Genomic DNA, 25,327 nt, shown 5'->3' on the forward strand with positions numbered 1-25,327 from the left:
CCGTTCTTTCTCTGATTCGGTACGTTAACCTCTCTACCGTTTATAACTTAATCGTTTCTTGAACTTATCGACACGCCCGCCGATTTCGGTATTTTTCTGCTTGCCCGTGAAGAAAGGGTGCGAAGCCGAACTGGAATCTACGCGAATCACGGGATAGGTTTGACCGTCTTCCCACTCCATCGTTTCTGTCGAAGTCTTCGTGGACGCACTGAGAAATGAAAAGCCAACGCTCGCGTCTAGGAATATGACTTTTTGAAATGTTGGATGTATCCCTTTTTGCATGGTAATGTTCTCTTCTTTCCGAGCCAATCGACTCTGTATTATTTGTTATTCGTAATATTTACGATTAACATCATGGATGAATATTAAAATATAAAATCATTTCTGTCAACTCTCGGCCCATACTGAAAAAATCGTTTCATTACTCTTGGTCATAAAGAAAAACCGCATACCACGAATGGAATGCGGTCGGACTATGCGATCATAAAGGTTTTTTAAACATTTCTATTAAGCTGGTAATGCTATCGTCAGCTTTGCTTGAAGTTCGATTCCACACAGTCATATTGTAGTCCTGATCCAAAAGAACACTGACCATCGCCTTGCCCATGAGTCCTAAGGTCGATACGCTGAGCTTCCTATCATGTTATTATTTGAGTGTTTGGGTCATGATAAGATCGATTTGCTCTTCATCCCCCATATAGAAAGTATGGGTCCCCATCTGAACAAACCCCATTTTATTATAAAAGGTAATGGCATTCTCATTTTTTTCCCAAACCCCTAGCCAGATCTTCCTTAGATTGCGTTCCAACGCGATCTCTACGGCTTGATTCATTAGATATTTGCCAAGCCCCTGTTTATGAAAGCTTTTCTTGATATAAATCCGCTCGATCTCTAGGCAATCATCGCCCATTGCTTCAGACTGAGCATGATGGGTGTTAATTTTTAAATACCCTGCAATTTCCCTATCAGCATAAATAAAATAGAATTCCGAAAAGATATTCGATAATTCTTTTTCCAATTGATTCAAGTGGAAAGCTTTATCTAAGTAGGCTTTCATATTTTCAGGCGAATTTTGATCCTTAAAAGTCTCGTTAAATGTCTCAATGCTTATTTCTTGAAGCAAGCCCAGATCTTTAATCGTGCACTTTTCTATAGTTATGGTCACTTTGCTTCGTCCTCCTTTGAATACATCAATAGTGTCGCTTGTTACCCTTTTTAACAAACTCCCAGTCTTTTTCCACATTGTGTCGGACTCTTTGGAGAAGCTCAAACATGACTTCTACTTCACTTGCAGAGAATCCGGATAGTGCAACCAAATTGGAATAATCGTTCTCCCTTTTTATTAATGGATACACATGGCTCCCTTTCTCCGTAGGAAACAGTTTTTTGATTTTTTTGTTATATTGATCTTCTCTCTTATCAATAAACCCATTCATCTCAAGCTTCTTTATAGCCCGGGCCGTTGTTGTTCGGTCGACCTTTATCATTTCAGATAACTTTTCTTGAATAATTCCTGGGTGTTCACATATTCGCACGAGGTACAAATACTGTCCTTTTGTAAGGTCGTATTGCTTAAACTCAATATTGCTTATCGAATCCAATGACCTGGCGATCATACCAATCTCACGTAGTACGTCCTTCATATATGCAACTCCACTCTTCTCGAATTTATTCAAATGAAGCAGTAAGAAAATAGTACACCATTTTTGTTGCATTTACAACAAAAAACAAGCACTCGTAGGTCCTGATCAAACACCAAGCCCTACAGGATAACCATCAACCAAAGATAAGGCAAACAAATCGAACGATCATATGGTCATATTCTCCTGTAATGACCGGCCGTCAGAAATCATCGGGTTGCCGTTACTTTACATGTTCTGGCATAACTTTCTGGCCGAAAAACAAATACTATTCATGAAGGAGGGTCATCATGGTTAATATCAACAGCTGGCTTGGACAACTGGCTCACAATTATTTGCTGATTGTCATTGCAGCCATCGTCTTTTTGGGCATCAAATCCATTCTCGGTGTATTAACTTACAGACATTACAATAAAGAACTGCGGCACTTGCACCAAAAAGTAGATCTCCTGCTAAAAAAGTTCCCCAAAGAATGAGGTCGGCGTGCAGAATCTATGATAGAAGGCAAGCCACCCTTCCTCCACTCCATTCTCTTACCGCCCCTCTCTTTCAGCCCTTCCCTATCCGTTGGGGCATCGCCGATGCCCGCTTGCGTTTGCTTTAACGGCCGCCATCAACTTGGTGGATTGGGGCAATAATTCGCGGATAGTCGCAGGCATCCTACACCAAACCATCCTGCGCCATTTAAAATGGACTTCGCAAAAAAAGCGCCGATGGACTCGGTAAGATCCTCAACCAAGCTCATCGGCGCTTCTCATTTCGCTGTTTATCTCGACAGCCTAACATATCTAATACGGATGATCTTACGAAGCCCTTACAGGATCCATTCGGTTACCCTTCTACGATATCCGCCCGCAAATCAGTTGCAATTTCGATCATGAGAGGCACAAGCTCTTGATGGGAAACGGCGACATACAGCTCTCCCATGTAGTGCCTGAATGGAATCAAGGCTTCCCCATGTTTCCACATAAAGAAATCGCCTTCTACCGACATGGTGCTCTCTTCCCCTCTCACAGTGAGCTCCGTCTGATAAATAAAATCAGCTTTGGTTGAAAAATATTGTTGGCATTCTTCCAATGAAATCCCCTGATCGCCAGCGTTGGGTTGCATGGATCTCGTGATCCGAAAACGTTGATTCATTATTGATCCTCCAAAATAAAATAACTTGTATCTCCGATTACTTTCGTTAACCAGCCCTTCTCTAACGGTGGTGGTGTCGAAGCGCCACCGACACAGACAATACTATTCATACCACGATTGGTGAACCTCGTCTACTCTGCCTTAGACTTTCCATGCCGTTCAATTAAAATCCGATTGGTATGCGAAAATTTCTTTGATATGCTGAAATCAAACATATGAAACTGGAGATGAAGCATGTATGCATAAGATACTAATCGTGGACGATGAGGCGGATCTTCGAAAGCTGCTGACCGATTACTTTGAAATCAATGGATATTTTGTCATGACGGCCAAGGACAGCCGGGAAGCCATGCGAAAAGTGGAACTAGGACCCGATCTCGTTTTGCTCGATATCAACATGCCTGAGGAGAGCGGCCTTGAAATTTGCGAAAGAATAAGAGGCTTTGTTTCGTGCCCCATCTTATTTTTGACCGCTCGAATCGAAGATGCCGATAAAATAGCCGGCTTTCGGGCAGGAGGCGATGACTATATCCTGAAACCTTTCAGTATTCGCGAGCTTGGCGCCAGAGTAGAAGCGCATTTGCGCAGGGAACAGCGAGTCCCAACCAAAGCCTCGGTGAGGTTTAACCACGATTTGGTCATTAATTATACGGCCCGGGAGCTCTATTTCCAGGATAAACGAATACCTCTGGCCAAAAAAGAGTTCGGCATTATCGAATTGCTGTCCATGAATCCCGGCATGGTATTCGAGAAGGAGCGCATTTACGAGAAAATTTGGGGCCTGGACGAAGAAGGCGATAGCAGCGTCATCGCCGAGCATATTCGGCGAATTCGCAACAAATTCAAGGAATACGGCTGCAGCGATCGAATCGAGACGGTGTGGGGAGTAGGATACAAATGGCTAAACTCGTAAATAGGCTGCTGCTAGAAAGACTTAATTTGCTGCAATCGTTCATCCTGTTATGCATTCTCACGCTTTTGGCCGTACTGGCCATGATCACTTTGGAATTTGCCTGGGCGGAGATCCTGCGGGAGCGTTTTGGAGAGGCCGATTGGTTGCTGCCCTCCCTCGTCGCGGCGGTGCTGTTGACGGTAGCCGCAGGAATAGTCGCCATGGCCGTTCTATTTTACAGATGGAAATTAAAACGACCGCTGACGATTCTGATGCAAGCATCCAAGAAGATCTCGGCCAACGATCTAGGCTTCAGCATCTCCTATGACAGCCGGGACGAGATGGGCGAGCTCATCGCCGTATTTGAAAACATGCGCTCACAATTGGAAATCAATTTAAAGGCGCTCTGGCGTTCGGTTGAGGAGCGCAAGCAGCTCAATGCAATTTTTGCCCATGACCTGAGGACGCCGCTGTCTGTGCTGAAAGGATACGCCGAGTTTCTCGCCACCTATGTTCCCGGGAAGAAATTGTCGGAAGAGAAGATTCTGGACCTGATCCATACCATGAACCTTCACATCGTTCGCCTGGAGAACTATGCGGAGGCCATGAGCTCGATTCAGAAGCTGGAGGATACCCCGGTGCATCGCGATCCCGTGGATATCATCCCTTTCACGGCTTTGCTGAACGACAGTGCCAATCAAATCGCTAGTCAATTCGGCATAAACTTTGCCTCTTCCATTGATAACGCTGATTCTGAAATCAGCCTGGATGCCCATGTCGTCATGCAAGTATTCGAGAACCTGGTAGCCAATGCGGCGCGTTACGCAACCAGTCAGGTGAACGCTCGTTTTATCATTCGGGAAGCCTCTATGGATATTGCCGTCACGGACGACGGACCCGGTTTCTCGAACGAAGCCCTAAACAAGGCTGCTCTTCCTTTTTACCGCGGGGATATGTGGGATGCAACCGAACATCGTGGGCTAGGACTGTATGTTTGCAAGGTGCTTTGCGAAATACATGGCGGGAGCTTGCAGGTCGAAAACGGACCTCAAGGCGGCGGGTGCGTTACCGCAAGTTTTGGATCGTAGTTGATAAATAGTTGAAAATTATCCGATAGCATATCCTTATCTTGATTGAAGGAGTGCTATGATGCCGAAAACAATACAAAGAATGTTTACCGTAATTACCTGTCTGGTGCTATCTTGGACCGTGATGGCGGAGTCCGTATCTGCATTGGGGGACGGGGACCGCACGGAACTTTGGAGGGACATTGACGAATACATGAGCCGGAGCATGAAGGCCAACCATATCGAAGGTGCGTCCTTGTCGATCTCCTTAAACGATAAGACCTTCTATGCCAAAGGTTATGGTACGTTTGGTGAAAGCCAAAGCATAACGGACGAAACCCCTCTACCCATTGCTTCGCTTAGCAAGTCCTTTAACGCATTAGCCGTTCTGCAGTTGGTGGATAAAGGCCGGATTGATCTGGATGAGGCTTACGTTTCCTATTTTCCCGAACTGACTCCTCAGGATCCTCGAGTTCATGACATAACGGTCCGGCATTTATTGAATCAGACCAGCGGCCTGACGGATGGCTCCAATCCCGATATGACGAGGACTCCGCAATTCCAAGCACTGCACGAGGCGAACCGGTTATTAAACGAGGTTGAACTCGCCCATAAACCCGGAACAACTTACAGCTACCACAATCCCAATTACGTGCTGTTGGCGAACCTCGTGGAAAGCATCAGTGGAGAGCGGTTTTCGGATTACCTGAATCGTCATATTTTTAAACCCCTGGGTATGAACCATACCTACAGTGTCAGCACGACGCATCAAATCAACGGGAATGAAGCTATACCGCCGGGTCATTACTCGATTCTTGGCCGCTCCGTGAGTCGCTCAGAGCCGCTGTGGTTTATTGACGGTCCCGCAGGGATCGTTTCAACCGCGGAAGATATGTCCAAGTGGATGATTGCCCAATATAGCGGCGACCTTCTTCCCCCGGCGTTGATGAATCAATTTCATTCAGCCGGAGACGCTTCGCCGTACGGCATGGGTTGGCTCGCAGACCAAGACCCATCGCGCGGCCGAACGATCTCCCACAGCGGCATTTTCTGGACGTACAAGTCGGAAGAAACGGTTTATTTGGACGAGCAGATGGGGATCGCGGTGATGTTTAATTCGGGATTGAACGCATTTGTGAATTACTCGGGAATCATCGATGGGGTCGCGGCTATGATGAGGGGAGAACAGCCCAACATCTCTTTTCTTAACGATCGAAACATGTCTATGATCATGATGGCGTTGATTCTCGCAACGCTTGTATGGGGCGCCTATGCTTCTATTCGTATTCGTCGGAAGAAAAAACGCCTTACAATCGCCATGTTCATTCTCATATCGGTCATTAGGCTGATTCCGTTCCTTATCCTCTTGTCTCTCCCCCCTTTGCTGACGTTTATCGGCGGAGGGCGCGTGCTGCCATGGTCCGGTCTTTGGACTACCCTGTCGTCACCTATCATATGGCTCGTTGTATGGTCGCTTGTCAACTTCGTGCATGTGGCTTGCTATTATAACGTCTATGCTCGTTACGCTAAGAATAGCCAATCGATGGTTAACAACCCATAATGCCACAAGTTCAACATCATACGAGTGAAGAAAAGGCAGCTGCATCAGCTGCCTTATTAAATCGTTTACCTATAAATTTACATGCTGGATCCAGAGCTGGTTTTACCGCCGGCTAATCTTTGTCCCCCTTGAATCAGGATGAGATAGGCAGCAATAGATAATACACTGGTGGAAAAGATGACAACTCCGAAAGGAATCGCGGAATTTTCGCCCGCAATTCCCACAAGCGGAGACGTAACGGCGCCTAACGCGAATTGTAAGGAGCCGAGCACGGCGGAAGCGCTGCCTGCAATATGCCCCTGCGACTCCATAGCTAGCGTAAAAGAGATTGGCCCAATGATCCCAATGGAAAAAGCGAATAAGAAGATCGAGATAAACATGGCAGACAATGCGCCATGTACCAATACGACGAACAAGACCGCTGCAGAAGATATGAACGCAATGATTAATCCGATCCTGAATAGCCGGCTTTCCGGTACCCGGCCTGCAAACAATTTGACGAATTGAGATCCCGCAATGATCGCAAGGCCATTCAACGCAAAGAGGATCGAGAACATTTGCGGCGACACGCCGTACATATTCTGATAAATAAACGGGGTACCCGCCACATAGGCGAATACGCCTGCGAACAGTATGCCGTTAACTAGTGCATATCCCATAAACGACCGCTCTCGGAACAAGCTGTTATAATTTTTTATCAACGTGCTGAAACTGCTTGGTACACGCTGCTGTACAGGTAAGCTTTCCTTTAGCCCTCCTAAGGTTATCGCGGTCAGTGCTATGCCTAGCGCCCCCAAGAACAGAAATACACTTCCCCACGAGCTGTATGACATAACCGCGCTTCCAAGCGTTGGCGAAATTAACGGTGCCACATTGCTGATCATGGTTAAGAGTGCGATAAACTTCGTCATTTCAACACCACGAAACCGATCTCGGACGATCGCTCGCGAAATCACGAGTCCTGCCGACGCTGCAACCCCTTGAATGAATCTCAAACATATGAACCACTCGATGCTTGGCGCAAAAGCGCATCCAATCGAGGAAAGGATGTACAAGATCATGGAGGTCAGCAAAGGCGGACGTCTTCCATACATGTCGCTTAAAGGCCCCATGATCAACTGTCCCAATCCTAACCCTAACAGGCTGGTGGTTAAACTCGCTTGAACCGCGGCTGCGCTTGTTCCAAAAAATACAGCGATTTGCGGAAGCGATGCCAGGTACATATCGACCGTAAACGGCCCCAATGCCGAAAATGTTGCCAAGATTAGGGCAAAACCGAGAGAACTTTGTTGAGCTTTATAGTTCATTTCTCTAACTCCTATGACTGATGAGATGTTTTCTTATAAAATAACGCATCTGCTTTGAACGATTTCGCAGCTAGCAGTTCGTTCGACCGGCTCCTCATTTAACTAAAGGGCACACCACTCGGCGTGCCCTTCTTGATTCGGGGATGCAATGAATTCTTATTCGTTCTCCATCGTGCTGATATCAATGACAAATCGATACCGGACGTCCGAAGCCAGCACGCGTTCCCAAGCCTCATCAATCCGATTTGCGGAGATGACCTCGATCTCAGGCGTTATGTGGTGTTCAGCGCAGAAATCCAGCATTTCCTGCGTTTCTCGAATGCCGCCGATTGCCGATCCAGCAAACGACCGACGATGCGGGATTAGCGAAAATACTTGAACAGGCAATGCCTCCGGCGGTGCACCGACGTTGACCAAGGTACCGTCCACTGCCAGCAGCGAGAGATAAGCATTCAAATCAATCTTCGCGCTCACCGTATTCACGATGAGATCAAACGTGCCGGCCAACTTGTTAAATGTCTCCGGATCGTTGGTAGCATAATAATGGTCTGCGCCTAACTTCAAACCGTCTTCTTTCTTCTTCAAGGTCTGTGATAAAACCGTGACATCGGCTCCCATGGCATGAGCCAGCTTTACAGCCATGTGGCCGAGCCCGCCAAGTCCAACCACTGCGATCTTCTTGCCAGGAGCGGCACCCCAATGGCGAAGCGGCGAATAGGTTGTGATTCCGGCACATAAGAGCGGTGCAGCGGCATCAAGGGCAATGCCGTCGGGAATGCGTACGACGAAATCCTCCGTAACGACGATATGGGAGGAATAGCCTCCTTGTGTATATTGACCATATTTGTCGGTAGCTGCGTAAGTACCCGTATGTCCTTTCAGACAATATTGCTCCTCTCCTCTGCGGCAGCTCTCGCACTCTCCGCAGGAATCAACCATGCAGCCGACGCCTACTCTGTCACCAACCGTGTACTTTGTGACATTCGAGCCAACCCGGGCGACAATGCCGGCGATTTCATGTCCCGGTACGAGAGGATATTGGACCGGCCCCCAATCGCCGCGAGCGGTATGGATATCCGAGTGGCAAATCCCTGCATATTTGATTTCAATGAGCACATCATGCGGCTTAAGATCCCTGCGCTCAATTGTTGTTAGTTGGAACGGACCTTCCGGACCGAATACAGCACGTGCATTAGCATTCATCGTGTATAACCTCCAGGTAGTATCAATTTTCTCAACTAGTCCCTTTTAGAAAATAGTTGAGTGGGCGTAAAACAGGCAATTCCTTAGCCGTCCCAATCCACAGAAAGCGACTAAACAAATTAAGTTGTTTAATCAACTCATGTCTATTATTATAGGAGCTAGAAGTTGAAGTTCAATGGTTAAATCAGCGCGATTTGTTGAGATATCAACAAGATCATCAAAAGTGTTCATTATGTTGGGAAGGTCAGGAGGATAATACAAGATGGCAAAAGTGGATCGTAGAATCCTAAAAACGCAAGAAGCCTTAAGAAAAGCCGTCATTGAATTGATGGCCGACAAAAACTTCGATGACATAACCATTCAAGACATCGCAGACCAGGCAAATTTGAATCGCGGCACGATTTATCTGCATTATCAGGACAAGTATGATTTATTGAATCAAATCATGGAGGCACACATTCAGGAATTAAAAGAGATGGATACTTGGGCGTGTGAAATGGAATGGGCGGATGCTCTCGTGCCGTATTTCGAATATTTTGAAAAGAATTATGTGCTTTTTTCAACCATGTTAGCGTCCAAAGGCGCCCCTTCCTCTTTCAGAACGCGGCTGCTTACGTCTTTCATGGAAGGATTCAAAGGTGAGATCGACAAAGAAAGCGGAAAAAACGCCGAATTACACGAAGATGTGATGCTGCAATATGCCGGGACTGCTTATGTCGGGGTCATTGAATGGTGGATCCGAAACGGAATGCCTTACTCGCCGCAAGTCATGGCCAAACAAGTGGGTACCTTGTTAGATAGAAGCCTTTAATCGGCGTATGTGCGGCCGGGGCAGCTGATCAAGTAATCGAAACGTACGTCAAGTGGGAATGACACGAACGATAAAAAAAGCCGCATTATTAACGCGACTTTCAGAAGACAACTCTCTCATCGTTCATCGTACCCTCATCGCCGCCGTACGGATGCATATCTCTTTCAGCCACCACCGATCTACGGATACGCAGGTTACAGGCGCTTCTTCGAAGCTGTTATTGTTGCTGGCCTCCCTGATAGACCGTCTCGTCCTGACGTACTTTGCTTCCCGCCGCCTTGGCTAACTCAAGCAGCTTTGCTGCGTCGTCCTGAGGTTTGTATCCGATCAATTCTTCCAGATAATCGATGTTATAATAGTTATCCGTATTGGCGGAGGTGCCGTACAAGTTCAAATACGTTAGTTTGTCATCTGCTTCAATGCAGCAAACGATCAGTTGAAGCATATCGCGTTCCGATATCCAGATATGCCCGGCGCGCTCTGAATGAGGTCGATCATCTCCAGGGAAGTTGCCGATTCGAATATTAATCGAAGAGATCTTGCCCTGATCTGAATAAAGCCGGCCCAGCAGTTCGATATAGCATTTGCTGAGTCCGTAAAAGCTATCCGGGCGGTACGGATCGTCTGGCTCAACCTTTTCGTAAACCTTGTAATAACCGGTCGCATGATTGGAGCTGGCAAATATCATACGGCGAACGCCATTCTGCACGGCAGCCTCAAACAACTTGTACGCGCCGGTCACATTTCCCTCCAGTACCTTACCAAGGAAATCCCCGTTATCCTTAATCCAGGCAAAATGGAGCACCGTATCGACTCCTTGCGTAAGCTCTGCCAGCCGCGCCTCGTCCACGATGTCCAGCTGCACGATACCCTGCCTATCGTCCGCCTCTATATCCGCACCAATGATGTCATACCGGCTGTCTTTTTGCAGCCCCTTGTAAATTACGTTCCCTATGGTGCCCGCCGCTCCGGTTATCAATAGTTTGCGTTTCATTCGTTTCAAACCCCTTTCCCACTGATCGTCACGTTTTTGCTGTGCTGTTAGTTATTACCCGTTGGGAGAGGGATGTATACGATCATGTTTTGGATTCCCTCTTGCGAAAAGCGAATAACGGCTAATGGATCATATCTCTTGGTACCGTTAATGATCATAAGCTTCTGCTTTGGCAATTACAAAAAGCCGCAAAGATGCGGCTATTGTAATTGTATGTTCTTCTTTAACGCGATTCTGACACATGAGTAATCCTTAGAATTTCTCAGGGAATTGCTTGACAATGCCTTCTGTCAGAATATCCGCTAAATGAATCATATGGATCTCGTTTTTGTCGGTTGCAGCAATATCCGCTTTCCAATCTCCCTTGATACAGCTAACGACGATTTCCGTAATCAATTGGAGATGCGTATATAACATATCCTGGAGCTCTTTAAACTGCCAGTTCGGATTCGCTGCGCTTAAAAATTTTGCGATATCGTCAGCGTTTCTGTGCCAATCCGCCTCTAATTTGTCCACTTCCGACTGTTTGCCGGCCTTGGCCGCAGCCACGATTTTCACTGCAATCAGAATATGTTCTCTCATTAGATCGGCAAGCTTATTCCCGGCGGCTTCCCCATAGTAAGGTTTGATCACGTTGCCAATGTCCTGCTGGTTTCGCAAAAGCCGGTCCAGAACGTCCTTCTGATCAGGACGATTAGATATGGCACTCACGATATAGCTTCTTGTCCATATCGTATGGTCGATCCAAACCTTCTCCATTTCGCCTTTCAATTGGACTACTTTGGGACTTATGCAATCCGGATTCTTCTTCTCGCCCACCATGGCTTGCACAGGCGCTACGGCTTGAGTCATGCTAATTACGAAAGCTAGGGTTAACGCTAGCAACCATTTGCTTTTCACACGTATCTGCTCCTCTGAATTGTTGGAATAAAATAGGCTGTATTATTATGATGTAAGGTTCCAATTTTTATGCAGAGGATCATATTTCACGTTGCCCTGGTGTTCTGCAAGGCCAGCAATAAGTAGATTCACCCATTAGATGCTTATAATGAGCAATTTATATTTCCTTGATTTTAGTCAGATCTCCGCTGCATAACGTTTCAAGATGGTCAAAAATTTTCCGAGCAGGCCAATCCCACCATTGGATGGCAAGGAGATGGTCGATGAGTTCGTCATCAAATCTTTTCTTAATAACCCTGGAAGGGTTCCCGCCTGCAATATGATAAGGGGGAACATCTTTTACAACAACCGAATTGGCTGCTATGATAGCCCCGTCGCCGATGTGTACACCGGGCATTACGGTCACGTTTTGACCAATCCAGACATCGTTGCCAATGACGGTGTCGCCTTTAAGGGGTAAGTCGGCCAGTGCCAGAGTCGATTTCTCCCAACCGTTACCCATGATGTTAAACGGATAGGTAGTAACACTGCCCATTCTATGGTTGGCGCCATTCATGACGAATTCAATCCCCTTTGCGATTGCGCAAAACTTCCCGATAATCAGCTTGTCTCCAATAAATTCATAGTGATGCGTGACATGCTCTTCGAATTTCTCGGCGCCGTTTAGATCGTCATAATAGGTATAGTCGCCGACAATAATATTGGGACGTGTCACTACGTTTTTAATATAGCAAATACTTTTAATCGCCTCATTCGGGTAGATTGCGTTAGGGTCAGGCCCATATGGCATATAGAATCCCTCCTTCGTTTATATCAATCATGAGTTGTTCAGCGTCGTGTTCCTATCCATGAGGTCCGATACCGGAAGACAAACATTTACCTTTTCAATTTCGACGTATAGATTGGTTATCCTGTTTGAATCCTGCATAAAATCACTCGAGCTCGTACCTCAAAATGAAAACATCCCATTTGCACTTTGGTGAGAATGGGATGTTGATTCATTTCGTTATTGGATGTTTTTGCCGATTCATCTATTGCTTGACTCATGGTTTTTTTGTGCCTTGTTAACCCCGGAGGCATAATAACTGATCACGACAATACCCAAGAAAACAATGCCTGTAATCAGGGAAATCCGAGTTTCATCGTTGATCCACATACCGACCAGCACCATAAGCAAAAAGGCAATCGTCACATAGTTGGTCACCGGTGCGAAAGGCATTTTGAACGGATGATCATCCAATGCACTCCCCTTGGTTCTTCTGAAATTGATTTGACTGATCAAAATGACGAACCATGGCACCATGCCGGGAAGCACGCTGGCGCTGTACACATGCACAAACAGATTTTCCGGTGCGATATAACTTAAAAACACCCCAAGGCCCAACCCCGCGAGTACGCCGATCGTTCCCAGCAGGGGCACGCCGTTACGGGACAGTTTCGTAAATATTTTCGGTGCCTGTCCATTGACCCCTAATGTATAAAGCATGCGGCCTGCGCTAAATATCCCGCTGTTGCAACCTGACATGGCAGCGGTGATGACAACAAAGTTGATGATTCCGGCTGCAGCAGTAATGCCGACTTTCGCAAACGTGGCAACGAACGGACTACCGAGGGCTTGCAGCTGATTCCAAGGGTAGACCGTAACAATCACAAAAATCGCGCCGATATAGAAGATCAAAATGCGCCAGATAATGCTTTGCGTCGCGCTCATTAACGTTTTTTGCGGGTTTTTGGCTTCACCTGCCGTAATCCCTATCAGCTCGACGCCTTGATAGGCCCCGATCACTAACGAGAGAGCAAAGAAAAAGCCTGACCATCCGCCGGTAAAAAAGCCCCCATGCTGCCACAAGTTAGAAAATCCGATCGCATTTCCGCCATTGCCTAATCCGAACAAAATCAGACCAAACCCGGCAACAATCATCAAGACGATGGTTACGATTTTAATCATGGCAAACCAAAACTCGAATTCACCAAACGATTTCACGGAGAACAGGTTGGCTGCACCGAGAATCGCCATGGCGACGAGCCCTGGTATCCAAGCGGGCAAATCCGGAAACCAGTACTTCATATACGTCCCAACGGCAATGATCTCCGCCATCCCGACGATCACCCATTGGAACCAGTTGCTCCAGGCCGTCACATACCCCGCCAAGGGATGAATGTACTTATGGCCAAAGGTCGCAAACGATCCCGTGCTCGGTTCTATGTACTGCATTTCCCCCATTGCGCGCATGATGAAGAAAATAAAAATCCCTACAATAGCATACGCAAGCATCACCGATGGACCTGTCCATTTGATCGTGCTTGCCGAACCCATAAATAACCCGACACCGATGGTGCCGCCCAAAGCAATCATCTGAATGTGGCGAGCTTCGAGCCCCCTCTTTAGTTCATTGTTTTTCATTCCAAGTTTCCCCCTCTGTTACTCTCTTAGCTGTCAATTTGAACAAGAGCAAAATCTAAACACTGGTATGTAAGCCTTGATCCAATTGTAGTATCTTTTTCCTGTGAAAACAATTATATTCATATGGTAATCCTGCAGCGGAGACGGAAAAACCCTCCATTTACCCGACAGCCCAGTTCAATCATAATGAACCGATGTCGTTGAATGGAGGGTTCTGTTGTAGGCGTTTCCAATTATTCGGATTGCTCAGGGATGTTACATTCAAACCGGACATTCTCCAGCCACTTGCCTGCAGCGAAATCCCGGCCTTTGACGATTACACGATCTGCATAAACCTCGACGAACAGCCCTTGACTCCCATCTTTATGTTCGTCTTTATCCGTCCATAGGTACGCGACAGAGGATCCGTTAAACATATAAGGCAGTCGTTCCTGTCCATCGAACATCGTATGCTGAGCCTCCAGCTCCCAGTGAGTATGGCCCGTGAACAGGATGGCATGCCGGTGTTTAGCCAGAACTTTCTTGAGCGCTTCGTCCTGAGCAACGCCGTACCATCGCTGCGACTCATAAGATCCTGCAACCGTGTCTTTGAGCGGCTGATGCAGGAAGACGAAAGCCGGTTGAACCGGATTCTTGCTCTCGGTTAGCTTAGTATCGAGCCATGTCAGCTGAGTTTCGGACAAGGAAGCAAACAGTTCCAGCCCCTCCTCGGTTCCGAGGAAGATAAAGTGGTATCCGTTAACCCAATGATCGTGATAGGGTCCCCTCATCCCCGTGGCATCCAGATAAGCTCCCAAACGTGAGGGCCAATGCCCCAGACCGACATCGTGATTGCCTGCAGCAAAATAACTGACCGGCAATCCTGCGCCATGCTCCCGCCATATTCTGCGAAACTCCGCATATTCCTCCGTACTCCCCTGGTCGGTTAAATCGCCTGCGTGCATAATGCCGTCACTGTCCGGCGCCATTCGTTTAATATCTTCTAGTGCCCTCGCCAAATTACAATTGTAGGTATGTCCGGGGTCCGCCTTCACGTGCGTATCGGTGATAACCTGAAATCGGAGCAGTACGTCCCCCTTCCGGTTTTCTCCATCTTGATTTCGCTTGTTCAAACTACTCAATCCTCCTTCTAAATGATGTCGAATATGGCCGACGCGTTATCCCCGTGGTCAACGCAACGGTAAAATGCCGTCTAACTAATCATATGCCCAGCATGCCTACGAGTAAGATTCCGATAAAGATAATGCCGGCCGATACGATCCGCCGCCCTCCTTGACCTTCCTTCAGCAGCAATACGCCCAGCAAGGTGCCGAATACGGTTCCAATTTCCCGAAGAGGCGCTATGTATATTAATGGGGACATACTCATGGCAAACAAGAACAACAAATATGAGCCTGGAGAAAGGATCGCGCCAACTGCAAGCCATTTTCCATGTTCTCTTATCTCTCTTACCCAGCGGATTTCGCCAAAACGGATAAACGGGGCCAGCCCCAGCATAAATCCGATATTGGATATTTCCAAAAGCAGCGTTGGCGAAAAATGCTGCAGATTCACTTTGTCTACCATCACGTACGCCATCGTGCAAAGCCCCACGGCTGCAGTATAGAAAAGAACCCTGTGAGGGGCATGAATTCTTTGCTTCCTCATAAAGATGCCGCTGGATAGAAAGAAGCCAAATGCAATCAATCCGAGTCCCAGCCATCCCCAGACGGATAATCGCTCGTTCAGGAGAATGACTCCGCAAAGAGGCAACAAGAAAGTGGAAATGCCTCTCATCATCGGGTAGACCTGGGATAGGTCGCCATAGGTTAAGGACTTGGACAAGAAATAGGCATATCCTCCTTGAATGAACACGGACAGGAATAACAAAAGGTAAGCCGACATGGGTGGATTCGCTGTAACGATTTCGATCATAAGGCCAGGGAGCAGCATAAGCGTGGTGGGGATATAAATCATAAATAAAAACAACTGCTTATTCCCACTCGACTTTGCCAACATATTCCATACCGCATGCGCCATGCCAGAGCCTAGAACCAATAAAACTGCAATTGAAATTATTGCACCCCCTCGAAAACACTATGTTGCACAATAATATACTTATAAACACACATTTATACAACTCGAGATTGATCGTATCATGGGGAATTCTTACTGTCAATTGATATGATGAGCAAAAAAAAGAACCTCGTCGAAAGGCTCTTCTTGTTCCTTTGAAATTATTAGCAATTGATGTTGACCCCTGCCTCCCGATATTGTTCAAGGACATCATGCCCTAGCCCGGAGTCCGTCACAATCCGTTCAATCTGATCCAATCCGCAGACCGGTGTAAGCGAAACCGCGTTAAACTTACTGCTGTCTGCAAGCACGATGACCTTGTGTGCCCGGGCCAGCATTTTCTTCTTCAATTGAATCTCGCTTAACCCATAATCCGTCAAGCCTTCGGTCAGGGATATGCCGCTCACGCTCATAAAGAAAAGGTCGGCATGAAACTGAGTGACAAAGGATTCGGCAAAATCGCCGACCACGCAATGTTCCGAGTTACGGACCACCCCACCGACAAAGATGATCGTGAAATGAGGTTTCTCCATAAGTATCGATGCGATCTGAAAGGAATTGGTCAGTATCGTCAATCGATCAAAGCGCGTCATCAAGGCCTTGGCGAATTCGGTATTGGTGGTGCTTACATCCATGAACAAGGATTGCCCTTCTTCCACGTAGCGGAGGGCAATCTGGGCCAACTCCCGTTTCTCTTGAAGCCTCTTCATTTCCCGCACGGTAAAAGGCAGTTCTTTCTGATAGTCCGCTGCCGGCAAGGTTGCCCCGCCATGAACCCTTTTTAAGAAGCCCTCTTGTTCCAGATATTCCAGGTCTCTACGAATCGTCTCGAAAGAAACTCCGAATTGCGCAATTAAATCCGTTGTCTTGACCGATTGGATTTCGTGAAGCAGTTTCATGATTTGTTGATGCCGATCATGTGCAAGCATTGAATATTCCTCCAATAAACGATTACCGCGTTTGAATTACTAGTACAGAATACCACAAAAACACACAATCTCACATTGTTCTCTGATATTAAGACGTGATAAGAAGTGATTTATACTTGCCGGGGACTGGACATACTAGTTACAATCTCGAAAAAAGCCGCCATTACATGGCGACTTTTTCGTAAAATATTTAAAAAATCGTATCCGGCACATAGTAAATTTTCTGCGTGTTTTTCTTGTTCTTGGGATCCGTCACGATCGTAAAGTAAACCTTCCCGTTCTTGGTCTGAACGCCCTCGATTTCATGCTTTCCCACATTCGTAATTTTCACCAGGCTCTTGTAGGCGCCCGAGCTGGTCATCATGGCGATCTGCGGGGTTTGGCCTTCGGCGCCTCCCGAAGTGTAAATTTTGGAGCTCCCCAGCATATCTGCACCTTGAAACGATCCATTTGGTCTAATAATACGATTGCCGGATTGAGTGAAACTCGCTATGCTCGCTTTTACCGCTGCGGCACTATCCATTCGAACCTGCTTTTTGCTGTCCAGAAGCTTGTTCAGGGCCGCTGTGCTGTATATGGACCAGGTGACGGTCTTTTCCTTGGTTTGTACGCGGAAGAACGTATATTTGCTGTTGCCGCCGCCGTCAACCCTATAGGTTGTGCCTAATCGTTTACCGGTCTTGTTGGCATAATTCATATAGACGAACCGGTCCAGCTTCGTATAATCGACCTTTGACCCCGCCTTATATTTTAGTCTTGCCACTTGAAGGGACCAGAATTGCTTGGTAGAAGAATCGGCTTTGGAACTGAAGTAGAAATAATGTTCCCCTTTGTACGTATACATATCAAGCGTTTGACAATGGCCGGTATTGGTGACGGTCATTTCGTCTACGTACTTCGCGTCTTTCCCGCTAATAAGCAGCCTGGAAAGATAGCATGTACCCTTAGACCGCTGTGTAACATAAATATACTTGTCTGCAATATATGCTTTTTGAACGGCCACATTGTGCTTAAGCCCTTTAAGATTATAGGCCAGCTTAGCCGAAGCATTGACGGTTTTGCCTGGTGATGCAGCTGCAGCCGGCAGGACCGGCATGATAAGTAAAATAATGGCGAGAACGAACGATGTAAAAATCTTTAAGTTCTTACCGCTGAGAGCAAAGCGCTCATGAAACATTAAGATACCTCCTTTGGCATGATGTCTCACTGGGGTTGATATGAAGCAGGAATAATAGCTGACGACAGCTAATCACAATCCTCCTTTCGGTTTGCGCGTAATCAGCACTTTTTACTGGAATGTGATGGTAAAATAATGTGCTGTAACTAATGATTACCCTTTTCTTAAAATAAATCAATATCATGAAGTTCCGAAACATGAAAAAAAGTCGCTGTATTTAGCGACTTTTATTGATCACTTCGCCTCGTAAGAAGCAACATTATAAAGGAAATCATGATCATGGATGCTGTCCACGCCCATGCCATCGTCGTATTGCCCGCATCAACCGCAACGAATATGGCCGTAGGAATGGTCTGTGTTTTGCCCGGAATATTGCCAGCTATCATTAACGTCGCCCCGAATTCACCAAGTCCACGAGCAAATCCAAGAATATAGGCAGTTACCAACGAGCGATAAGTCAAAGGAAGCGTTATATACCTGAAGACCTGCCATTCGTTAGCTCCGTTTGATCGAGCTGCTTCCTCGACTTCCCGATGGACAGAAGAAAACCCTACCTTCATCGTTTGGTAGACCAGCGGAAAGGCTACGACGACCGAAGCGATCACGGCAGCCCACCAAGTAAAAATGACGGGCGCGGCAAAGAGCCATTCTATCCATTGTCCAAACCAGCTTTTTCGACCAAGTATGACTAATAGTACAAAACCAACCACGGTTGGCGGAAGAACTAACGGGAGCATAAAGGCGGTCTCAAGAACCGTTTTGCCTTTAAAAGATTTGCGTGACATCCACCAGGCAGCAGCCACTCCAAGCAGGACAACCGTTAGGCTGGACAGTACGGAAACCTGTAGTGACAGTTTAATCGGTAACCAGAATTCGTTCCAATTCATATTGGCCCCAATCAATTCAGAACGGAGAATCCGTACTTCTCAAAGACGTCCAGCGCTTCTTGAGTCTGCAAATAAGTGTAGAAATTCTCAGCCTCTTTTCGATGTTTTGTTGCCTTTACGATTCCAATCGGATATTCAACAGGCGTGTATGTTGCGGGATCCACAGCAAAAGCAACCTTCACTTTGTCAGAGGTTAATGCGTTCGTTTTATACACAAACCCGACATCTGCATTACCGGTTGCTACATATTGAAGAACTTGACGTACGTCTTTACCTTGTACGATCTTGGATTGGAGCGAATCCCAGAAGTTCGTTTTTGTAAGGGCCTCTTTAGCGTAACTTCCCGCAGGCACACTTTCAGGAATGCCAATGGCAATGTTCTTTATATCAGACTTGGACAAGTCGGCAAAGCCTGCAACCGGTACTTGTCCATCCGCAGACACGACAACCACCAACTCGTTGCTAAGAACATTTTTTTGTTGATTTGCATCTATCAGTTGTTTATGCACGAGCGCTTCCATATTCTTCGCTGCGGCTGACAGGAACAAGTCGGCTGGTGCTCCCTGCTCAATCTGCTGCTGCAATGCGCCCGATGCGCCAAAGTTAAAATTTAATGTGATATTTGGATACTTCGTTTTATAATCTTCCTGGATTTCCTCTAGAGCTTCTGTCATGCTTGCTGCCGCAGATACGGTCAATTCAACCGTTTTTGCTGCTGTCGAAGTTGGCGTATTCTTATCCGCAGCTTGAGAAGCGGTATGATCTTTTGCTGCCGTGCCGCAACCCGCCATTACTAATATCATGGATAATACAAGAGATAAAACCACGCTAATCTTTGCTGGTTTAATCATGGGTCCCCCTCCAAAAAACTATATTTAGTTATAATCAAGCATAAACATTATACTTTCATGCGCAATTCTTTGTAAACCAAATATATCTATTTATATCTAATTTAATGATATACATATAATCCGGAGAGGGGAGAAATCAGGATAATCGTTTGAATTCATTCAATTGTGTTATAATTAGCCTCAAATGTTAAACCACTTATACAGTTAACCGGGAGGAACATGATATGTCTAATGACATGTCTTATACAACGGAGGAAATTGCCAAGCTCTTAAAAATATCCAAACTTACCGTGTATGATCTGATCAAAAAAGGGGAGCTGCCCTCTTATCGGGTCGGCAAACAAATGCGGGTGGATGCTGCTGACCTGGAGGCCTACAAACAAAGGACGAGAACGGTTCCGGTATCCAACCAACCTGTTGAGGCGCTTTCGCCTTCACCTATCCAACCGCCTACATTCACCAGCGGGAATCGGCCGATCGTCATTACCGGACATGACATTAGCCTAGATATTTTGGCCAAACATATGGAACAAACAATCCCCGCCATTCGGCCCTTGCGTTCATTTGTCGGCAGCCTCGACAGCTTAATCTCTATGTACAGAGGCGAGTCGGATATCGTCAGCACACACCTCTTGGACGGAGATACAGGAGAGTACAATCTTCCGTATATTCGAAAGCTGCTCGTTGGTTCTTCCTATGTGGTCGTCAATCTTCTTTCCAGAAACGCAGGGTTATATGTCCAGCCGGGGAACCCCTTCGGTCTTAGAGGGTGGTCTGATTTAGACCGTTCCGGGCTGCGATTCGTGAATCGTGAGAAGGGATCAGGCGCCCGCGTATTGCTCGACGAACAGCTCCGCCTTCACGGAATCAATCCGGAGCAGCTTTCAGGCTATGATCATATTCAGACCAACCATCTCGGTGTGGCGACGAAAGTTGCTACCGGTGAAGCCGATGTTGGCGTAGGCATTGAGAAAGCAGCCTCAATAATCGGTCAAATTGATTTTATTCCTTTGATTCAGGAGCGTTATGATCTTGTGATACTTAAAACCACGTGGAGTCAGACTTGGATTCCCGCCCTTTTGCAAATTCTGCAATCGGACACCTTCCAAAAGGAGCTGCGTTCGATTCCGGGGTTTGATGTTTCCCGTACAGGAGAAGTCCTGTTTGAGACTTGAGCACGGCAGCAATTTGCATGCATATAAATAAAAGCCGCATACGATGCGGCTTTTATCGTCTTCATTTACTTGTTGTCCTACATGATTCATAAGAGTCAGGGTTATCTAACAAATCCGTAAATTACTTCTGCACGATCTGAATAAGGTTCCCGCAGGTATCGTCAAAGACAGCTATTGTGAGTTCGCCCATTTGTGTCGGTTCCATCGTAAACTTCACGCCTTTTTCCCTTAACCGCTCGTACTCTTTGCGAATATCTTCAACGCCAAACATGGTTGCCGGGATGCCTTCGGCAAAGATCTTCTTTTGATACTCCTTTGCGGCAGGATGCTCGTTCGGTTCGAGCAAAAGCTCGGTACCGTCTTGAACATCGGGCGAAACAAGCGTTATCCACCTGAATTCTCCGACAGGAACATCCTCCTTTTTAACAAATCCGAGCTTCTCTGAATAAAACTCCAGCGCCCTGTCTTGATCCTGCACGAATATACTGGTTACAATGATTTTCATGATTTTATGGCCTCCTCCAGCATTATAAAATTAAAAATTACTCTATCCATCCTTTCAGCAAATTCTTCAGTGGTTCGTTGTTAAAGATAATGACTCGATATTTCCCCTTACGCTTGGTTATGACGAGTCCGGCATCTTCCAATGCAGCAAGATGTTTAGCTATCGCTTGCCGTGAAATGGAAAGGTTGTGCTTCATGATGAGACGTACCGTAAGTTCATACAACGTCAGCTCATTGCGTTCGGATAGTTCGTCTAACATAAGCCGCCGAGTTGGATCGCCAAGAGCTTTGAATATTGCGTCTTTGTCCCACTTCATAGTCTGATTATAAGCAACCCTAGGGTTGCTTGTCAACAATAAGCAACCTTAGAGTTGCGTGAATAAACCGTAACGTATAATAAGCTTCCTAAGTCCGCTGATCACCCCAGCCGATTTGTATCCATGGAAGGCATCTGCTTCCTAGATGTTGTTCAATAATTGAAAAAGCCGCGAAAATCGCGGCTTCATGTTGGTATTTATTATAATATTTCCACATACCCCTCTGTTCCATTCACGCGAATGCGCTGCCCATCCTTGATCCTTTTGGTTGCATTCTCGACGCCGACTACGGCAGGCAATCCATATTCACGCGCAATAACGGCTCCGTGGGTCATCAGTCCGCCCACTTCGGTGATCAATCCTTTAATGGATACAAACAATGGCGTCCAGCTAGGGTCCGTAAAGGCAGTGATTAAGATGTCTCCTTCCTCCAGATCAGCGTCTTCCATGTTTAAGATGACACGTGCTCTTCCCTCAATAACGCCCGAAGAAACTGGCAGCCCTACAATGGCTTCAGCAGGAATATTTTCCCGTTTGTACTCACCAACAATGATCTCGCCATCCGATGTGATCACACGCGGAGGAGTCAGTTTTTCATATAATTTGTACTCGTCTTTTCGTTTGTTGATCATTCGGTAATCCAGTTTATTTGTGCGTACGACATCGTGAAGTTCTTCAAAAGAGAGATAATATATATCTTCTCTGTCATGAATAACGCCTGCTTCTACGAGTTGTTCGGCTTCTTTCAGTAAAGCCTGCTTATATACGAAGTAGCGATTAACCATGCCGTATTTCGGATACTCCCGATAACCAATGAAATTCCGGATAAGGTCGATCATTCGTTTAGTTTCTGCGGCTTTTTGTTCACCATCCGGCAATCGGCTTAATCGTTCCAGGAGTTCTTGTTCTTTGTTCAGCGCTTCCTGTCGTCCTTGCTCAAACTTTCGATGGCTGGCATTAGGCTCAAAGTTTTTGATGTTACCCATAATCAACGGGATGAGCGTTGTGGGTTTTTCGCTCCAACGTGTTCTAGTGATATCGATTTCTCCGGCACATCGCATCCCGTATTTGTTGAGAAAATCACGGATCGCGTCTCGGGCTTCACGCCCGCCATCAAACGTAACCAGCTTATCCAAAAAGTCATCATGTTTGACTTGCTGCAAATAATCAATGACTTCCGGATAAGGACGAATCGCATCTGCGACATCGAGCAGCGCCAGACCCATTTCCGAAGTAATATTATGGGGTACAGACTGAGAAAGCGTGTCTGCTGCGTTTTTTTCACCTAGCCACTCGTTCATTTTTTCATTGATCCATGATGAAGCATTCATGGCAGCCATAAAGACAGCCGAACTTTGCGGGTCGAACAGAATCTTCTTCAATTGCTGGATATCTTCCAGAATGAAATCAAATAAATCCGTCCCAGATTTCGTCCCGATGTTATGTTTTAACTCTTCGATCGATGTTTGACTTCGTTGAATCAGATCATTAACGATTGTCGGCTCGTTTTCGAATTGTGGGGGGGCACCGGCAGGCGGCATAGCATTACTGCTTTTAACGGGACTCGCTTCTTTTTTATCAACGGGTAACGATTTTATAAAATCTCCTCGATCTATGATGGTCATAAGTGCGTCTTTCATGAGCGGATCGTGTTGTTCCATGCTATTTAATAAAAATTCTCTGCTGTTAGGCGATGCCAGATGATGTGTGACATCAACAAACAATCTTCCGCCAGCTTTGCGCATGGGTGCAGGAGTCGTTAGCAGAAAAAAAGACAATCCCAGCGGTTTCATGGGATCCGTCATCATTTGTTGATGACCAACAGAAATATAGACGCGATTTTCTTGGTCACTCGCTTCAGGAATCGGGTATAACGTCGTGATCGGCCGGCTCTGAACGATATAAAACACGTCATCGGCCAGGCACCATTCGATATCTTGCGGCCGGCCGAAAAAAGCTTCAATCTGTCTTCCGATGCGTGCCAGCCGTAAAATTTGTTGTTCGGTAAGGGTTTGGATCTTTTGCTGATCGGGGGCAATCGACTGGGTCTCCGTTCCGCCCTCCCGTCGTCCATAGATCGCCAATGTTTTGGCGGCTATCCGCTTATCGACGATGACCTCATCCTGTACTTTGTAGCAATCGGCAGATACCAAACCGGAGACCAGCGCTTCTCCAAGTCCAAAGCTGGCATCGATGGAGAGCAGCTTTCGATTGGATGTCATCGGGTCTGCCGTGAATAGTATCCCTGAAGCCTGCGGGAAAACCATCCTTTGAACGATCACGGATAAATAAACTTGACTGTGGTCAAATCCATTTTGCATCCGGTAGATCACGGCGCGATCCGTGAATAGGGATGCCCAGCATTTACTGATATGCTGCAAGACGGCCTCTGTCCCGATGATATTTAAATAGGTGTCCTGTTGACCGGCAAAGGAGGCATGAGGTAAATCTTCAGCTGTCGCACTGGAACGCACGGCATAAGCATGTTCCTCGCCATACCGAGAGAGATAATGAGTTACGGCTTTCACGACGTCGGCAGGAATCTCTGCGTCCATAATGATTTGCCTGATCTTCCTGCTGACTTCACCAATTCGTTCCCGATCCTCTGCTTTTAGCATGGCTAGCTGTCCCAGCAAATCATGATAGGTTTCGTTTTGTTCGATGGCTTTTTGATATCCCGCGGTTGTAACACAAAATCCTTCCGGTACGTGTATTCCTTCGATTTTTGCTAATTCTCCTAGATTCATTCCTTTTCCGCCAACGAGCAACAGCTGGTTTTGTTCCATGTCTTGAAAATCGAGAACCAAAGAACGCATTCAACATCTCTCCTAACTATTAATTTGAGAAAAAAACATTTGACAAGGGTATTTTTAGCGTGGTACAATCAAATTGTAAGATGACATATTTATACCCTTATACCCGATTGTATCGCATTCAGATTGTATCATCGTGTCTATGTAATTGCAATAATAAAGAACCTGAAATCAGAGGATTCAGGTTCTTTTTTGGGTTTTCGTTATTTATTTGACTGCTCACCGCTTAGTATTCCTTTTTAATTACAAAGAACGAGCCCCGAATGGTTCCGGCTAATTTGGACTTCTGCCTTGCAAACTTAAACTTCCCTTCCAACTCCTGCGGTACCTCCATCCCCTCCGAAAGCTTAAAACCGACAGCCCGCTTCTTCGGATCATCAACCGTATACATGACATTGACCGCGAGGCCATCCTCATAAAAGACGAAAGCCCACTGGATATTTTCCACTTGAAAACGCGACGTCTCCAAAGGTTTGGCCGCAAACTCAAGATCTCGTTCTTCTTTCAATATTCGGTTCACATAATCCAAAGTCTCCTGGCTATCGCCGGCTGGTACAACCGTAAATTCATGCTTATATTTGTTCATGAAGTAACGCGCCTCATTCGCTCGTAAACCAGCCAGCGCTTCCGCTGCGGGCGAAGACTCCAAACCAACCGTGGATACATTTTTAAAATCAACGATATAAGCCATTCTTCTTCT

The 25,327-nt window shown here is 46.4% G+C and carries 27 protein-coding genes; 6 read left to right on the top strand and 21 right to left on the bottom strand.

Annotated elements, in window-relative coordinates; all coding sequences use genetic code 11:
- Positions 1–33: 33 nt before the first annotated feature.
- The 4 genes from GYMC10_RS17095 to GYMC10_RS17105 all read right to left on the bottom strand — a co-directional run bounded on the left by GYMC10_RS17095 (position 34) and on the right by GYMC10_RS17105 (position 1,643).
- Positions 34–282, bottom strand: a complete 249-nt coding sequence (locus GYMC10_RS17095; protein WP_015735669.1) for a type B 50S ribosomal protein L31 — start codon at positions 280–282, stop codon at positions 34–36.
- A gap of 199 nt (positions 283–481) precedes the next feature.
- Positions 482–607 carry an NAD(P)-binding domain-containing protein gene (locus GYMC10_RS31930; protein WP_081746264.1) on the bottom strand — a complete coding sequence of 42 codons (126 nt, stop codon included), beginning with the start codon at positions 605–607 and terminating at the stop codon, positions 482–484.
- A 39-nt stretch (positions 608–646) separates the two neighbouring features.
- Entirely contained in the window at positions 647–1,165 is a 519-nt protein-coding gene (locus GYMC10_RS17100) for a GNAT family N-acetyltransferase (protein ID WP_015735670.1), read from the bottom strand.
- A gap of 25 nt (positions 1,166–1,190) precedes the next feature.
- The gene (locus GYMC10_RS17105; protein ID WP_015735671.1) at positions 1,191–1,643 is read right to left on the bottom strand and encodes a MarR family winged helix-turn-helix transcriptional regulator; all 453 of its coding nucleotides are present in this window, start codon (positions 1,641–1,643) and stop codon (positions 1,191–1,193) included.
- A 287-nt stretch (positions 1,644–1,930) separates the two neighbouring features.
- Here GYMC10_RS17105 and GYMC10_RS17110 point away from each other — a divergent pair, with 287 nt between their 5' ends.
- Positions 1,931–2,116, top strand: coding sequence for a hypothetical protein (locus tag GYMC10_RS17110; RefSeq protein WP_009591326.1), 186 nt, complete (start codon positions 1,931–1,933; stop codon positions 2,114–2,116).
- Positions 2,117–2,471: 355 nt separating this feature from the next.
- Here the strand turns inward: GYMC10_RS17110 and GYMC10_RS17115 are convergent, their stop codons facing one another.
- Positions 2,472–2,780: a hypothetical protein gene (locus GYMC10_RS17115; RefSeq protein ID WP_015735672.1), complete on the bottom strand. Its 309-nt coding sequence runs from the start codon at positions 2,778–2,780 to the stop codon at positions 2,472–2,474.
- A gap of 238 nt (positions 2,781–3,018) precedes the next feature.
- On the opposite strand from GYMC10_RS17115, the gene GYMC10_RS17120 reads away from it, so the two are divergent.
- The 3 genes from GYMC10_RS17120 (at position 3,019) to GYMC10_RS17130 (ending at position 6,300) form a co-directional block, all read left to right on the top strand.
- Positions 3,019–3,693: a response regulator transcription factor gene (locus tag GYMC10_RS17120; protein ID WP_015735673.1), complete on the top strand. Its 675-nt coding sequence runs from the start codon at positions 3,019–3,021 to the stop codon at positions 3,691–3,693.
- Positions 3,678–4,760 (top strand): sensor histidine kinase, encoded by a 1,083-nt coding sequence (locus GYMC10_RS17125; RefSeq protein ID WP_015735674.1) that lies wholly within the window; start codon positions 3,678–3,680, stop codon positions 4,758–4,760. Before GYMC10_RS17120 ends, GYMC10_RS17125 begins: the two co-directional genes overlap by 16 nt.
- Before the next feature lie 61 nt (positions 4,761–4,821).
- Positions 4,822–6,300: a serine hydrolase domain-containing protein gene (locus GYMC10_RS17130; RefSeq protein WP_015735675.1), complete on the top strand. Its 1,479-nt coding sequence runs from the start codon at positions 4,822–4,824 to the stop codon at positions 6,298–6,300.
- A gap of 77 nt (positions 6,301–6,377) precedes the next feature.
- Here GYMC10_RS17130 and GYMC10_RS17135 read toward each other — a convergent pair whose 3' ends face one another.
- Together GYMC10_RS17135 and GYMC10_RS17140 are read right to left on the bottom strand one after the other, a co-directional pair.
- Positions 6,378–7,607 (bottom strand): multidrug effflux MFS transporter, encoded by a 1,230-nt coding sequence (locus GYMC10_RS17135; RefSeq protein WP_015735676.1) that lies wholly within the window; start codon positions 7,605–7,607, stop codon positions 6,378–6,380.
- A gap of 156 nt (positions 7,608–7,763) precedes the next feature.
- On the bottom strand, positions 7,764–8,810 hold the full coding sequence (locus GYMC10_RS17140; RefSeq protein ID WP_015735677.1) for an NAD(P)-dependent alcohol dehydrogenase: 1,047 nt from the start codon (positions 8,808–8,810) through the stop codon (positions 7,764–7,766).
- Between the two features lie 262 nt (positions 8,811–9,072).
- On the opposite strand from GYMC10_RS17140, the gene GYMC10_RS17145 reads away from it, so the two are divergent.
- Positions 9,073–9,621, top strand: a complete 549-nt coding sequence (locus tag GYMC10_RS17145) for a TetR/AcrR family transcriptional regulator (RefSeq protein ID WP_009591318.1) — start codon at positions 9,073–9,075, stop codon at positions 9,619–9,621.
- Positions 9,622–9,838: 217 nt separating this feature from the next.
- Here the strand turns inward: GYMC10_RS17145 and GYMC10_RS17150 are convergent, their stop codons facing one another.
- The 10 genes from GYMC10_RS17150 to modA form a co-directional block, all read right to left on the bottom strand.
- Positions 9,839–10,615 carry an NAD-dependent epimerase/dehydratase family protein gene (locus tag GYMC10_RS17150; RefSeq protein WP_015735678.1) on the bottom strand — a complete coding sequence of 259 codons (777 nt, stop codon included), beginning with the start codon at positions 10,613–10,615 and terminating at the stop codon, positions 9,839–9,841.
- Between the two features lie 252 nt (positions 10,616–10,867).
- Positions 10,868–11,515 (bottom strand): hypothetical protein, encoded by a 648-nt coding sequence (locus GYMC10_RS17155; protein WP_015735679.1) that lies wholly within the window; start codon positions 11,513–11,515, stop codon positions 10,868–10,870.
- A gap of 157 nt (positions 11,516–11,672) precedes the next feature.
- Positions 11,673–12,305 (bottom strand): Vat family streptogramin A O-acetyltransferase, encoded by a 633-nt coding sequence (locus tag GYMC10_RS17160; protein WP_015735680.1) that lies wholly within the window; start codon positions 12,303–12,305, stop codon positions 11,673–11,675.
- A gap of 237 nt (positions 12,306–12,542) precedes the next feature.
- The gene (locus GYMC10_RS17165; RefSeq protein WP_015735681.1) at positions 12,543–13,919 is read right to left on the bottom strand and encodes an amino acid permease; all 1,377 of its coding nucleotides are present in this window, start codon (positions 13,917–13,919) and stop codon (positions 12,543–12,545) included.
- A gap of 233 nt (positions 13,920–14,152) precedes the next feature.
- Positions 14,153–15,031: a metallophosphoesterase family protein gene (locus GYMC10_RS17170; protein ID WP_015735682.1), complete on the bottom strand. Its 879-nt coding sequence runs from the start codon at positions 15,029–15,031 to the stop codon at positions 14,153–14,155.
- 88 nt (positions 15,032–15,119) lie between these two features.
- On the bottom strand, positions 15,120–15,956 hold the full coding sequence (locus tag GYMC10_RS17175) for a DMT family transporter (RefSeq protein ID WP_144374253.1): 837 nt from the start codon (positions 15,954–15,956) through the stop codon (positions 15,120–15,122).
- Positions 15,957–16,138: 182 nt separating this feature from the next.
- Entirely contained in the window at positions 16,139–16,903 is a 765-nt protein-coding gene (locus GYMC10_RS17180; RefSeq protein ID WP_015735684.1) for a DeoR/GlpR family DNA-binding transcription regulator, read from the bottom strand.
- Positions 16,904–17,093: 190 nt separating this feature from the next.
- The gene (locus GYMC10_RS17185; protein WP_015735685.1) at positions 17,094–18,080 is read right to left on the bottom strand and encodes a helveticin J family class III bacteriocin; all 987 of its coding nucleotides are present in this window, start codon (positions 18,078–18,080) and stop codon (positions 17,094–17,096) included.
- A gap of 227 nt (positions 18,081–18,307) precedes the next feature.
- Positions 18,308–18,967: a molybdate ABC transporter permease subunit gene (gene modB / locus GYMC10_RS17190; RefSeq protein WP_041622203.1), complete on the bottom strand. Its 660-nt coding sequence runs from the start codon at positions 18,965–18,967 to the stop codon at positions 18,308–18,310.
- Between the two features lie 11 nt (positions 18,968–18,978).
- Entirely contained in the window at positions 18,979–19,818 is an 840-nt protein-coding gene (gene modA / locus GYMC10_RS17195; RefSeq protein ID WP_015735687.1) for a molybdate ABC transporter substrate-binding protein, read from the bottom strand.
- A 224-nt stretch (positions 19,819–20,042) separates the two neighbouring features.
- On the opposite strand from modA, the gene GYMC10_RS17200 reads away from it, so the two are divergent.
- Positions 20,043–20,993 carry a helix-turn-helix transcriptional regulator gene (locus tag GYMC10_RS17200; RefSeq protein WP_015735688.1) on the top strand — a complete coding sequence of 317 codons (951 nt, stop codon included), beginning with the start codon at positions 20,043–20,045 and terminating at the stop codon, positions 20,991–20,993.
- A gap of 121 nt (positions 20,994–21,114) precedes the next feature.
- Here GYMC10_RS17200 and GYMC10_RS17205 read toward each other — a convergent pair whose 3' ends face one another.
- From GYMC10_RS17205 to GYMC10_RS17220, 4 genes are all read right to left on the bottom strand, one after another.
- The gene (locus tag GYMC10_RS17205; protein ID WP_015735689.1) at positions 21,115–21,498 is read right to left on the bottom strand and encodes a VOC family protein; all 384 of its coding nucleotides are present in this window, start codon (positions 21,496–21,498) and stop codon (positions 21,115–21,117) included.
- 37 nt (positions 21,499–21,535) lie between these two features.
- Complete coding sequence (locus GYMC10_RS17210; RefSeq protein WP_036661013.1) at positions 21,536–21,814, bottom strand: ArsR/SmtB family transcription factor; 279 nt, start codon at positions 21,812–21,814, stop codon at positions 21,536–21,538.
- Positions 21,815–22,014: 200 nt separating this feature from the next.
- Complete coding sequence (ppsA, locus tag GYMC10_RS17215; protein WP_015735691.1) at positions 22,015–24,630, bottom strand: phosphoenolpyruvate synthase; 2,616 nt, start codon at positions 24,628–24,630, stop codon at positions 22,015–22,017.
- A 223-nt stretch (positions 24,631–24,853) separates the two neighbouring features.
- The gene (locus GYMC10_RS17220) at positions 24,854–25,318 is read right to left on the bottom strand and encodes a hypothetical protein (protein ID WP_009592531.1); all 465 of its coding nucleotides are present in this window, start codon (positions 25,316–25,318) and stop codon (positions 24,854–24,856) included.
- Between the last annotated feature and the right edge of the window lie 9 nt (positions 25,319–25,327).

This window comes from Paenibacillus sp. Y412MC10 (assembly GCF_000024685.1).
GTDB lineage: Bacteria > Bacillota > Bacilli > Paenibacillales > Paenibacillaceae > Paenibacillus_AQ > Paenibacillus_AQ lautus_A.

Coding starts and splice junctions, on each gene's coding strand:
- GYMC10_RS17095 (WP_015735669.1), bottom strand. CDS start 282: ATGCAAAAAGGGATACATCCAACATTTCAAAAAGTCATATTCCTAGAC.
- GYMC10_RS31930 (WP_081746264.1), bottom strand. CDS start 607: ATGGGCAAGGCGATGGTCAGTGTTCTTTTGGATCAGGACTACAATATG.
- GYMC10_RS17105 (WP_015735671.1), bottom strand. CDS start 1,643: ATGAAGGACGTACTACGTGAGATTGGTATGATCGCCAGGTCATTGGAT.
- GYMC10_RS17110 (WP_009591326.1), top strand. CDS start 1,931: ATGGTTAATATCAACAGCTGGCTTGGACAACTGGCTCACAATTATTTG.
- GYMC10_RS17115 (WP_015735672.1), bottom strand. CDS start 2,780: ATGAATCAACGTTTTCGGATCACGAGATCCATGCAACCCAACGCTGGC.
- GYMC10_RS17120 (WP_015735673.1), top strand. CDS start 3,019: ATGCATAAGATACTAATCGTGGACGATGAGGCGGATCTTCGAAAGCTG.
- GYMC10_RS17125 (WP_015735674.1), top strand. CDS start 3,678: ATGGCTAAACTCGTAAATAGGCTGCTGCTAGAAAGACTTAATTTGCTG.
- GYMC10_RS17130 (WP_015735675.1), top strand. CDS start 4,822: ATGCCGAAAACAATACAAAGAATGTTTACCGTAATTACCTGTCTGGTG.
- GYMC10_RS17135 (WP_015735676.1), bottom strand. CDS start 7,607: ATGAACTATAAAGCTCAACAAAGTTCTCTCGGTTTTGCCCTAATCTTG.
- GYMC10_RS17140 (WP_015735677.1), bottom strand. CDS start 8,810: ATGAATGCTAATGCACGTGCTGTATTCGGTCCGGAAGGTCCGTTCCAA.
- GYMC10_RS17145 (WP_009591318.1), top strand. CDS start 9,073: ATGGCAAAAGTGGATCGTAGAATCCTAAAAACGCAAGAAGCCTTAAGA.
- GYMC10_RS17150 (WP_015735678.1), bottom strand. CDS start 10,615: ATGAAACGCAAACTATTGATAACCGGAGCGGCGGGCACCATAGGGAAC.
- GYMC10_RS17160 (WP_015735680.1), bottom strand. CDS start 12,305: ATGCCATATGGGCCTGACCCTAACGCAATCTACCCGAATGAGGCGATT.
- GYMC10_RS17165 (WP_015735681.1), bottom strand. CDS start 13,919: ATGAAAAACAATGAACTAAAGAGGGGGCTCGAAGCTCGCCACATTCAG.
- GYMC10_RS17180 (WP_015735684.1), bottom strand. CDS start 16,903: ATGCTTGCACATGATCGGCATCAACAAATCATGAAACTGCTTCACGAA.
- GYMC10_RS17185 (WP_015735685.1), bottom strand. CDS start 18,080: ATGTTTCATGAGCGCTTTGCTCTCAGCGGTAAGAACTTAAAGATTTTT.
- modB (WP_041622203.1), bottom strand. CDS start 18,967: ATGAATTGGAACGAATTCTGGTTACCGATTAAACTGTCACTACAGGTT.
- modA (WP_015735687.1), bottom strand. CDS start 19,818: ATGATTAAACCAGCAAAGATTAGCGTGGTTTTATCTCTTGTATTATCC.
- GYMC10_RS17200 (WP_015735688.1), top strand. CDS start 20,043: ATGTCTAATGACATGTCTTATACAACGGAGGAAATTGCCAAGCTCTTA.
- GYMC10_RS17205 (WP_015735689.1), bottom strand. CDS start 21,498: ATGAAAATCATTGTAACCAGTATATTCGTGCAGGATCAAGACAGGGCG.
- GYMC10_RS17210 (WP_036661013.1), bottom strand. CDS start 21,814: ATGAAGTGGGACAAAGACGCAATATTCAAAGCTCTTGGCGATCCAACT.
- ppsA (WP_015735691.1), bottom strand. CDS start 24,630: ATGCGTTCTTTGGTTCTCGATTTTCAAGACATGGAACAAAACCAGCTG.
- GYMC10_RS17220 (WP_009592531.1), bottom strand. CDS start 25,318: ATGGCTTATATCGTTGATTTTAAAAATGTATCCACGGTTGGTTTGGAG.